The 10,483-nt window shown below is 71.7% G+C and carries 9 protein-coding genes; 5 read left to right on the top strand and 4 right to left on the bottom strand.

The window, feature by feature from the left end:
* Positions 1–393: 393 nt before the first annotated feature.
* Both Q7F20_RS16150 and Q7F20_RS16145 read right to left on the bottom strand, forming a co-directional pair.
* Positions 394–660 (bottom strand): acyl-CoA carboxylase subunit epsilon, encoded by a 267-nt coding sequence (locus Q7F20_RS16150; protein ID WP_305741091.1) that lies wholly within the window; start codon positions 658–660, stop codon positions 394–396.
* 13 nt (positions 661–673) lie between these two features.
* Positions 674–2,269, bottom strand: coding sequence for an acyl-CoA carboxylase subunit beta (locus Q7F20_RS16145; protein ID WP_305741090.1), 1,596 nt, complete (start codon positions 2,267–2,269; stop codon positions 674–676).
* 73 nt (positions 2,270–2,342) lie between these two features.
* On the opposite strand from Q7F20_RS16145, the gene Q7F20_RS16140 reads away from it, so the two are divergent.
* The 4 genes from Q7F20_RS16140 (at position 2,343) to Q7F20_RS16125 (ending at position 7,051) form a co-directional block, all read left to right on the top strand.
* Positions 2,343–3,227, top strand: a complete 885-nt coding sequence (locus tag Q7F20_RS16140) for a biotin--[acetyl-CoA-carboxylase] ligase (protein WP_305741089.1) — start codon at positions 2,343–2,345, stop codon at positions 3,225–3,227.
* Positions 3,228–3,231: 4 nt separating this feature from the next.
* A complete protein-coding gene (locus Q7F20_RS16135; RefSeq protein ID WP_305741088.1) occupies positions 3,232–3,780 on the top strand; it encodes a PH domain-containing protein in 549 nt (182 codons plus the stop codon).
* Positions 3,781–3,842: 62 nt separating this feature from the next.
* Positions 3,843–5,150, top strand: a complete 1,308-nt coding sequence (locus Q7F20_RS16130; protein ID WP_305741087.1) for a UDP-glucose/GDP-mannose dehydrogenase family protein — start codon at positions 3,843–3,845, stop codon at positions 5,148–5,150.
* Between the two features lie 20 nt (positions 5,151–5,170).
* A complete protein-coding gene (locus Q7F20_RS16125) occupies positions 5,171–7,051 on the top strand; it encodes a glycosyltransferase family 39 protein (protein WP_305741086.1) in 1,881 nt (626 codons plus the stop codon).
* Here the strand turns inward: Q7F20_RS16125 and Q7F20_RS16120 are convergent.
* Both Q7F20_RS16120 and Q7F20_RS16115 read right to left on the bottom strand, forming a co-directional pair.
* The gene (locus Q7F20_RS16120; protein ID WP_305741085.1) at positions 7,032–8,579 is read right to left on the bottom strand and encodes a DUF2142 domain-containing protein; all 1,548 of its coding nucleotides are present in this window, start codon (positions 8,577–8,579) and stop codon (positions 7,032–7,034) included. The genes Q7F20_RS16125 and Q7F20_RS16120 overlap by 20 nt on opposite strands.
* Positions 8,580–8,630: 51 nt before the next feature.
* A complete protein-coding gene (locus Q7F20_RS16115) occupies positions 8,631–9,134 on the bottom strand; it encodes a GtrA family protein (protein ID WP_370871713.1) in 504 nt (167 codons plus the stop codon).
* A gap of 153 nt (positions 9,135–9,287) precedes the next feature.
* On the opposite strand from Q7F20_RS16115, the gene Q7F20_RS16110 reads away from it, so the two are divergent.
* Positions 9,288–10,424 carry a 5-(carboxyamino)imidazole ribonucleotide synthase gene (locus tag Q7F20_RS16110; protein WP_305741084.1) on the top strand — a complete coding sequence of 379 codons (1,137 nt, stop codon included), beginning with the start codon at positions 9,288–9,290 and terminating at the stop codon, positions 10,422–10,424.
* Positions 10,425–10,483: the final 59 nt, after the last annotated feature.

The following is a 10,483-nucleotide window of genomic DNA, read 5'->3' as shown; positions in this document are numbered from 1 at the left end:
TCGGCCGGCGACACCGCCCGGAAACGGGGAACGGGCCGGTCGGAATCCGACCGGCCCGTTCACGACCCGAGTCTGAGCGACAACCCGAATATCGCCCTGACTCGTAGCTGGTAGGTGGCTTCGTACCCTAGTCGGCCACCGACCTGCGATGTTCTTCGCTGAAGGACACCGAACACGAACTACTATGCCCGCCGTCCAACGCTCTGTCAGTCGTCATTATGGGGGACAAATCGGGCCATTTCCGACGACCTCGGCGCCTGCTGTCCCCCGTCTGCGGGGAGACCGACCGGGAATCCTGCGGTCGAGCGTTCGAGACCGGTCGGTACCCAGGGGTACATGGTCGCCCGCGCCCCACCGCGAGCGCAAGCCCCCGGAGCGGCACAGCGGAGCTGCTCAGCGGAGCGATCGACCCCAGGCGCCGACACCGTGCTCGAGCGGTCGACGGAGCCCCCGGGCGGACACGTCCCAGCCCGAGCGCGGCGACACGGTGACCTCGGGGCGGCCGAGCGCCGCTGCCTCGTCCGCCTGGCGCTGCAGGACGGCGATGACGGCGGCGAGCTCCTCTGGTGTCGGCTCACCGGAGACGACACGGACGTCGGCGGCCGCGGAGACGGCCTGGTCGACGGGGACCGCGGGGACGGCGGCTGCGTGGCGGCCCATCAGCGTGCGCCCGTCACAGCGGGATGTTCCCGTGCTTCTTGGGCGGCAGCGAAGCGCGCTTGCCGCGGAGGGCCCGCAGCGCCTTGATGACCGAGACGCGCGTCGCGTGCGGCTGAATGATGCCGTCGAGCTCACCGCGCTCCGCCGCGAGGTACGGGGACGCGACGTTGTACGTGTACTCGTTCGCGAGCTTCGCGCGGACCGCTGCGACGTCCTCGCCGGACTCTTCGGCCCGCTTGATCTCGGCGCGGTACAGGATGTTGACGGCGCCCTGGCCGCCCATCACCGCGATCTCGGCCGTCGGCCACGCCAGGTTGATGTCGGCGCCGAGCTGCTTCGAGCCCATGACGATGTAGGCGCCGCCGTAGGCCTTGCGCGTGATCACGGTCACGAGCGGCACGGTGGCCTCGGCGTAGGCGTAGAGGAGCTTGGCGCCGCGGCGGATCACACCGGTCCACTCCTGGTCGGTGCCGGGCAGGTAGCCGGGCACGTCGACGAGGGTCAGGATCGGGATCCCGAACGCGTCGCAGAACCGGACGAAGCGCGCTGCCTTCTCGCCGGCGTCGATGTTCAGCGTGCCGGCCATCGCCTGCGGCTGGTTGGCGATGATGCCGACCGTGCGGCCCTCGACCCGACCGAAGCCGATCAGGATGTTCGGCGCGAAGAGCGGCTGCACCTCGAGGAACTCGCCGTCGTCGACGACGTGCTCGATGATCGTGGTGACGTCGTACGGCTGGTTCGTGGAGTCCGGGATGACCACGTCGAGCTCGCGGTCGGCGTCGGTCGTCTCGAGCTCGGGGGCGACGTCGTAGGCCGGCGCGTCGGACAGGTTGTTGTCCGGCAGGAAGCCGATGAGCGAGCGGGCGTAGTCGAGTGCGTCGGACTCGTCGTCGGCGAGGTAGTGGGCGACGCCGGAGATCGCGTTGTGCGTCTGCGCGCCGCCGAGCTCCTCGAAGCCGACGTCCTCGCCGGTGACGGTCTTGATGACGTCCGGGCCGGTGACGAACATGTGGCTCGTCTTGTCGACCATGATCACGAAGTCGGTGAGGGCGGGGGAGTACACCGCGCCGCCGGCCGCCGGGCCCATCACGATCGAGATCTGCGGGATGACCCCCGACGCCTGGGTGTTGAGGCGGAAGATCTCGCCGTACTTGCCGAGCGCGACGACGCCTTCCTGGATCCGGGCGCCGCCGGAGTCGAGGATGCCGATGATCGGCACGCCCGTCTTGAGCGCGTGCTCCATCACCTTGACGATCTTCTCGCCGGCGACCTCGCCGAGGGAGCCGCCGAAGACGGTGAAGTCCTGTGCGTAGACGGCGACGTTGCGGCCGTGGATCGTCCCGACGCCGGTGACGACCGCGTCGCCGTAGGGGCGCTTCGACTCCATGCCGAACGCGTGGGTGCGGTGCCGCACGAACTCGTCGAACTCGACGAACGAGTTCTCGTCGAGCAGCTGCTCGATGCGTTCGCGGGCGGTGCCCTTGCCCTTGGCGTGCTGCTTCGCGATCGCGGTCTCGCCCGCGGCGGTCACTGCTTCGTGGTACCGCTCGCGGAGGTCGGCGAGCCGGCCGGCCGTCGTCGAGAGATCGGGGGTGTCTCCTGAAGTCACGCGCCCACCCTACCGGCGGCGACGGCGGGGTCGGTTGGAGGACCCCCACGGTTCCGGCCCGTAGATTTGCTGCATGTCCACACCCGCGTCCTCGACGTTCCCGCTGAGCCGAACCGCTGTCGAGGCCGCCGGTGCGGTGTTCACGGAACCGGGGACGACCGGGTCCACGAACGCCGACCTGCTCGCACTCGCGACGACGCAGCCGCACGGCAGCGTCGTGGTGACGCTCGACCAGACCGCGGGTCGCGGTCGGCTCGACCGGACCTGGTCGGCGCCCGCCGGGGAGACCCTCGCGGCGAGTCTGCTCGTCCGCGCCGACCTCGACGGGCAGGACCGCGGCTGGCTGCCGCTCGTCGCCGGCGCGGCGATGCGCGACGCGGTCGTCGCCGTGCTGTCCGGTCCGGACCGGGGCGACGACGGGTTCCCGGCCGGGGACGACGCCGACGTGCGCGACGAGGCGGCGGCGAGCCGCGCCTCCGGGTCCGCGGACCGCGTCGCGGTGAAGTGGCCGAACGACGTCCTGGTCGACGGCCGCAAGGTCTGCGGCATCCTCTGCCAGGTCGCGGCCGACGGCAGCGTCGTCGTCGGTGCCGGGGTGAACCTGACCATCCCGGCCGACCGGCTGCCGACACCGACCGCGACCTCGCTCGCGGTCGCGGGGGCCACGGGGTCGGCAGCGGAGCTCGCCGATCGTGTGCTGTCGCGGTTCCTCCGTGGGGTCCAGGAGGCCGTGGTCGCCCTCGTCGACGGCGGTGCGGCCGCGGACGGGGTCCGGTCCCACGTCCGGTCGGCCTGCGGCACGATCGGGCAGCGTGTGCGCCTCGAGCTGCCGGACGGCACCGTCTCCGAGGCGGACGCGACCGGCATCGACGACGAGGGTCGCATCACGATCCGGGATCGAGCCGGCTTCTCCAGGGGCGTCGCCGTGGGGGACGTCACCCACCTGCGGTATGCATGACGGCATGACCGACGAGCCGCCGCCTGAACGCGTGGTCGCGCGGCTGCGCCCGCACGCCCGTCGGCTCGTGCGCCCCGCGGTCTTCGTCGTCGTCGTCGTGCTCGCCGGCGGCTTCGGCTTCGGGGTGTTCCGTGCGCAGCTCGCCTGGCTGAACGCCGTGGTCGCGGGTCTCGTGGTGCTCCTCGTGTTCCTCGGTGGTGCGGTGCCGCTCTTCCGTTGGATGTCCGAGCGGTACGTCGTGACCACCCGGCGCCTCGTCGTCGTGCACGGACTCGGTACACGCACCCGACGGGAGCTCCTGCACTCGCGGGGGTACGACGTCACGGTCCGCCGTCGTGGGTTGCAGGGGGTGTTCCGGTCCGGCGACGTCCTGGTCTTCCCAGGTGACGAGCCGGCCCTGGTGCTCGGCGACGTGCCGCACGCCGACCTGGTGGTGGCGGTCCTGCACGACCTGGTCGAGGCGCACGAGGCGCGTCGGCGACACCGCGAACCGGACTGGGACGAGATCGTCGGGGGCGCCGATCGGCCCCGCTGGGGCGACGTCCGACCCTGACGATCTCTCGGACATGCCTCGCGGTGACCGACCAGCCATCCAGACTCGGGTACCGTCTTCCCGTGCGTATCTCTGTCATCGGCTGCGGTTACCTCGGTGCCGTGCACGCCGCCTCCATGGCCAAGCTCGGGCACGAAGTCGTCGCCGTCGACGTCGACCCGGTCAAGATCGAGCGGCTCGCCGCGGGTGAGGCCCCCTTCTTCGAGCCCGGTCTCCCCGAGATCCTGACCGAGGCGCTGGCGTCCGGCCGCATCCGGTTCACGACGGACATGGCCGAGGTCGCCGGCGCCCAGGTGCACTTCCTCGCCGTGGGGACCCCGCAGGGACCGACCGGCGCGGCGGACCTCACCTACGTCGACGCCGCGGTGACCGCGCTCACCCCGCACCTCGCCGCCGGAGAGTTCGTCGTCGGCAAGTCGACCGTCCCGGTCGGCACCGCCGCACGGCTCGCCGCCCAGGTCGAGGCCGCCGTCCCGGGGGCGTCGCTGGTCTGGAACCCCGAGTTCCTCCGCGAGGGCTTCGCCGTCCAGGACACCATCGCACCGGACCGCTTCGTCTACGGCGTGCCCGACGGCGAGGTCGGCGAGCGTGCCGTCGCGCTGCTCGACGAGGTCTACGCCCAGGCGCTCGCCGAAGGGACCCCGCGGCTCGTCGTCAACCTCCCCACCGCCGAGCTCGTGAAGATCAGCGCGAACGCGTTCCTCGCGACGAAGATCTCGTTCATCAACTCGATGGCCGAGATCGCCGAGGTCGCCGGGGCGGACGTCACGGCCCTCGCCGACGCGATCGGACACGACGCCCGCATCGGCCGCAAGTTCCTGAACGCCGGCCTCGGATTCGGCGGCGGCTGCCTGCCGAAGGACATCCGTGCCTTCCAGGCCCGCGCGGACGAGCTCGGCGTCGGTGAGTCCCTCGCCTTCCTGGCCGACGTGGACGCCACCAACCTCCGTCGCCGCGCACACGTCGTCGAGCTCGCGCAGGAGCTGCTCGGCGGTGGCGTCGCGGGCAAGCGCGTCGCCGTGCTCGGCCTGGCCTTCAAGCCGAACTCCGACGACGTCCGAGACTCGCCGGCACTCGACATCGCCGCTCGGCTGCTCGGCCTCGGTGCATCGGTCGCCGCGTACGACCCGGAGGCCGTGGTCACGGCGCGACGCGTGCACCCCGAGCTCGACTACACCGAGAGCGCGACCGACGCCCTGCGGGACGCCGACCTCGTGCTCGTCCTCACCGAGTGGACCGAGTTCCGCGAGCTCGACCCGGCCGTGGCGGCCTCGCTCGTGGCGACGCCGGTCGTGATCGACGGTCGCAACTGCCTCGACCGCGATGCATGGACGGCCGCCGGCTTCACCTACCGCGGCATGGGCCGCTGAACACTGCGCGGGGGAGCAGCATGACGATCGACGACGCCGTGACGACCGAGGCCCCGGTTGTCGACGCTCCCGTGGTGGAGCACCGACGCCGCTTCGGGGCCTTCCACGAGGGCCGACGTCCGACGCGGGTGTCGCTGCTCGCGAACGGCGCGCTCCTCCTCGTCGCCTCGTTGCTCATCGCCGTGATCGCGTTCCGCACGCGGCTCGAGATGACGAACATCGACGGCATCTCGTACATGTCGATCGCGAAGCAGTACGCGGAGTGGCACTGGGCGGACGCCGTCAACGGCTACTGGTCGCCGATGGTGTCCTGGTTGATGGCGCCGTTCATCGCGGTCGGCGTCGGGCAGACCACGGCCTTCGCGATCGTCAACACGCTGTCCTGCGTCGCCGTGCTGGCGATGGGCGCGTGGTTGCTGCTCCGGACGACCGGCAACGGCTGGACCGCGGCGTGGTCGATCGCGGCGACGACCCCGCTCCTGATGGCGAACGTCAGCCTGCAGACGCCGGACACCCTCGTGCTCGTGTGGTGCCTCGGGTTCCTCTGGGCCCTGATCGCGGCCGACCGGGCCTGGCACGGCTCGGTGCGACGGATCGTGCTCACCGCGGTGCTGCTCGGCGCGGTGTGCGCGTTCGGGTACTTCACGAAGGCCTTCCTCGTCCCCGTGTTCCTCGTGGTCGTGCCGGTGTGGGCGGTCGTCCGCTGGTTCCAGGACCGTCCCGAGGCCCGTGAGCGACGGAGCGTCCTGCTGCCCGTCGTGGCACTCGTCGCCGTGGTGCTCGTGTCCGCTCCCTGGGTCATCGCGCTGTCGGTGAAGTTCGGCGGCATCGAGGTCGGCTCCTCGCTGACCGTGAACGTCTCCGGCAAGTTCAGCGACACCTCGAGCACCGACACGGACGAGTACCGCATCGCGACGCCGCCGAACGCCCGCGCGGTGTCCCCGAACGAGGACCGCACCCCGTCGATCTACGACGCCGGGATCCTGAGCGCCGAGCGCACGGTCCCCGAGGTGCCGCAGCCGGGCGCCGAGGCCGCCCCGACGACGAGCCACACGACGACCCTGGTCGGCAAGGTGCGCTACTACGTCGAGCAGCGACTCGAGGCGCTGCCCTACTACTTCAACCGCATCGGGTCGTTCGCACCGTTCGCGCTCGCGATCGGCGTCGTCTTCGTCGGTGCGGTCGTGGCGGGCGTCGTGCACTACCGTCGGTTCGTGTTCGCGAGCATCGTCGGCATCTTCTCCGGCGTCTACCTGCTCGGCTACGCGGGGATCGCGACGGTCGACACGCAGGGCGGCAACGCGCGGTACTACCTCCCGCTCTTCATCGGGTCGGTCCTGATCGCCGGAGCGCTCCTGCCCGCGTTCTGGCGCGCGGCTCGGCGGGGCCGTCGGGTACGGCAGGTCGTCGCCGTCGTCGCGTGCGCCGTCCTGGTCGTCGCCGCGTACAGCCAGAACGTCAACGGCGTGAAGGCACCCTTCTCGACGATGGGCACCCGCCCCTCGGGCATCCCCGTCGGCCAGGTCTTCGGTGGGGTCGTCACCCCGGACGAGCCGCTCCCGGACCTCCTGCTCGCCAACCACACGCTGCCCGCCGGGAGCAGGATCCTCGGCACGAACACCCGTGACGCCACGCTCGTCGCGTTCCGGACCGGCACGCAGATGTACGGCGAACCGGGCCAGGAATACGACTACCAGGACCCGTCGTTCGTCGCCCTGCTCAAGAAGTCGGGCGTGCAGTACTTCCTGAACTACACGAACGCGCTCATCCCGAAGGACCGGGACTACTCGGCGATCGGCACGCTCGAGGACAGCTTCACCGTCCAGCAGACGTGCCAGGACATCCGGTCCGCACCGGTCCAGTCCTGTCGCGTGGACGTCGTCAAGGTGTCGGGGAACTGACCTCGGCCGGGGTGCTGCGGGTGACGGGGATCCACACCCGCAGCACACCGACGACGATTCCGACGGCGACGAGCACACCGACGGCCGCGACGACGACGAACGGCACCGGTCCCCACGACTCGTAGCGGGCGGTGCTCGCAGGCGAGAGCGGCCCGGCCGCGGCGTTCCAGAACCACCCAGCGGCGACCGCGAGGCCCCAGAGCCCGATCGCGGGGAGCACCACGGCCAGCACCCGGGGCAGCACGACCGTCCCGCGCCCGGGGAGGGGCAGCCGCCGCCACGCCACCGCGCTCAGCACGACGAGGCAGAGCAGCGCCGGGAACAGGTAGCGCCCCTGCGTGCCCGCGACCTCGGTCGTGTCGAGGTAGGCCGCCGCGCTGCTCGCGGTCTGCAGGAGCAGCAGGAGCGCGGGGAACACGGCGAGGGTCCACGCGGTGCGTCGTGTGCTCCCACGGCGGAACGCCCAGCCGAGGAGCACGACGAGTGCGACCAGCGTGAGGACCGCCGTGAACAGGTCGCCCATGCTGACCTGGGCGCGCTGCCCGGGCGAACCCCAGAAGGTCCGGGCGAGCGTGCCCCAGCTGACGTCGAGGAAGTGCCACGCCGAGGGGCCCTGGTCGTCGGGGAACGGTCGGTCCGGACGGATCGCCGCGTACCCGTCCGGCTGCAGGGTGTGGAACAGCCAGAGGTTCCGCAGCCACCACCAGGCGCCGATCACCGCGGCCACGCCGAGGGCGACGGCGGCGCGGAGGAGCCGCTGCCGGAGTGCGAGGACGCCCGCGCCGGCGACGACGGCCACGACCGCGACGAACGGCACCGCGGGCAGCCCCGTGCCCTTCGTCCAGACGAGCAGTCCGAGTGCCACCCCGAGCGCGACGAGCGTGCGACGCCGAAGGTCCCCGGTGAGCAGCCGCGTCGCGAGCCACACCACGACGCCGCCGAGCAGGAACGTCGGGGCGTCGTTCGTCACCGAGGCCCCGATCGACGCCAGCTGCGGCGTCGCGAACAGTGCGAGCGCGCCGATCAGTGCTGCCCGCGGCGACCGGGTGACCCGCCGGACCGAGGCCCACGCGAGCAGTGCGAGCGGGGTCACGAGCAGGGCGTCCACGAGGCGGAGCGCGAGGAGCGCGTGGTCCCAGCGGAGGGAGCCGTAGTGCAGCACGCGGAGGACGACCGCGTCCACCGCGTACGCCGTCGGCGGGTGCTGGGTCATCTGGTTGACCGTCGTGGAGTCCCCGGGGTGCGCCGCGAGCAGCTCGCTCACGGTGGACCACGTCGACGAGTCACCCGCGGCCTGCTCCAGGGTCGCGGCGCGGACGGCGTTCGTCACGTGCATGGTGCCGGGGGCCGGCCACCCGGAACCGGTGGCGACGTGCACGGCGGCGTCGAAGTGCGCGGGCTCGTCCGGGGCCTGGAACGCCGGCACGACGAGCGCCCACAGCACCAGCCAGAGGCCGAACACCGCCGTGAGGACGGCCACCGACAGCCGCTCGCTCCGCGGGACGTCGGGGTGCGGTTCGGACTGCATCGAGCGGACTCCCGGGTCGGCGACGCCACCCGTGTCGGTGGCGCGTCGAGCCTACTGGCCCGCGACCTCGGAACCGGTGGGGGCAGCGGCGTGACCGGCAGGTGCCGTGGTGGACGGCTCGGCGGTCGTGACCCTGGCGTGACCGCGCTCGGGGTGGTACACCCACACCTTGTAGAGCCAGAACCGGAAGACCGTGCCGAGCACGAGTCCGATCACGTTGCCGGAGATGTTGTCGGCCAACGCCGAGGTCAGACCGAGCACGTAGTGCGAGATCCCGAGGCAGCCGAGCGAGATGACCATGCCGCCGAGCGACACGACGACGAACTCGATCCCCTCACGCGTCGCCACCGCCCGCCGCTGTTCGCGGAAGGTCCAGTAGCGGTTGCCCATCCAGTTGACGAAGATCGCCACGATCGTCGAGACGACCTTCGCCCAGAACGGTCCGGAGTGGACCTCGTCCGGACTGAGCACCGTGGCCCGCAGCAGGTTGAAGATGCCGGTGTCGACGACGAACCCCACCGCGCCGACGACGCCGAAGCGTGCCAGTTGGGCCACCAGTCGCCGCACGGTGTCTCCCGGGTCCGTAGAGTTGTGGCTGGTCGTGCTCACGAGGGCCGATCAGCGGGTCGTACAGGACGACGACCCGAACAGCGATTCTAGACAGCGCGTTCTCGCCGGACGGTGTGAACGACGGAAGGAACACACAGCATGGCGTTGCGCGTCGGGGTCATCGGTGGGGGACAGCTGGCACGGATGATGGTGCCGGCCGCGGTCGAGCTGGGGCTCGACATCCGGGTGCTGGCCGAGGGGCCGGGCATGTCGGCCGCCATCGCGGCCACCGCCGAGGGGGACTACCACGACGTCGACACCGTGCTCGCCTTCGCACGCGAGGTCGACGTCGTCACCTTCGACCACGAGCACGTGCCGCAGGACGTCCTGCGCGCCCTCGTCGACGCCGGCGTCGCCGTGCACCCCGGTCCGGAACCCCTCGCCGTCGCACAGGACAAGATCACGATGCGCACGCGGCTGTCCGAGCTCGGCCTGCCGGTGCCGGACTGGGCGGCCGTGCAGGACCCGGAGGAGCTGCAGGCCTTCCTCGACGACCACGGCGGACGTGCCGTCGTGAAGACCGCCCGCGGCGGCTACGACGGCAAGGGCGTCCGCGTGGTCACCGACCCGGCCGACGTCGCCGATTGGTTCATCGCCGTCGCCGAGACCGGCGGCGGGCAGGCGCTCCTCGTCGAGGAACTCGTGCCCTTCACCCGTGAGCTGGCCCAGTCCGTGGCCCGACGTCCCTCGGGCGAGGTCGTCGCCTGGCCGCTCGTCGAGACCGTGCAGCGCGACGGCGTCTGCGCCGAGGTCTTCGCGCCGGCCCCCGACGGCGCCGGACGCATCGCCGACATGGCCGAGGACATCGCCGTCCGGATCGCGACGGAGCTCGGCGTCACGGGCGTGCTCGCCGTGGAGCTGTTCCAGACCGACGACGAGCGGATCCTCATCAACGAGCTCGCGATGCGGCCGCACAACACCGGTCACTGGACCATCGACGGCGCCACGACGAGCCAGTTCGAGCAGCACCTGCGCGCCGTGCTCGACCTGCCGCTCGGGGCCACCGGTGCGTTCGCCCCGGCCGCGGTGATGATCAACGTGCTCGGCGGCCCGGCCGACGGTGACCTCGCGGCGCGGTACCCGGGTGCGCTCGAGGCGTTCCCCGAGGCGAAGTACCACTTCTACGGCAAGGCGCCCCGTCCGGGTCGCAAGATCGGGCACGTGACCGTCATCGGTGACGACCTCGACGACGTCACCTACCGCGCACGGTCCGCGGCGGCCCACTTCGACGACTGAGGCTGCGGACCCGACGCGGACGGCGTCGGACGGGAGGCGCGGGGCGGGCCCGTCCCGCG

The organism is Curtobacterium sp. A7_M15 (assembly GCF_030705415.1).
Taxonomy (GTDB): domain Bacteria; phylum Actinomycetota; class Actinomycetes; order Actinomycetales; family Microbacteriaceae; genus Curtobacterium.
The sequence above is the reverse complement of the archived record's forward strand: the minus strand, read 5'-3'. Positions and strand labels throughout refer to the sequence as shown.

Coding starts and splice junctions, on each gene's coding strand:
- Q7F20_RS16150 (WP_305741091.1), bottom strand. CDS start 660: ATGGGCCGCCACGCAGCCGCCGTCCCCGCGGTCCCCGTCGACCAGGCC.
- Q7F20_RS16140 (WP_305741089.1), top strand. CDS start 2,343: ATGTCCACACCCGCGTCCTCGACGTTCCCGCTGAGCCGAACCGCTGTC.
- Q7F20_RS16135 (WP_305741088.1), top strand. CDS start 3,232: ATGACCGACGAGCCGCCGCCTGAACGCGTGGTCGCGCGGCTGCGCCCG.
- Q7F20_RS16125 (WP_305741086.1), top strand. CDS start 5,171: ATGACGATCGACGACGCCGTGACGACCGAGGCCCCGGTTGTCGACGCT.
- Q7F20_RS16120 (WP_305741085.1), bottom strand. CDS start 8,579: ATGCAGTCCGAACCGCACCCCGACGTCCCGCGGAGCGAGCGGCTGTCG.
- Q7F20_RS16110 (WP_305741084.1), top strand. CDS start 9,288: ATGGCGTTGCGCGTCGGGGTCATCGGTGGGGGACAGCTGGCACGGATG.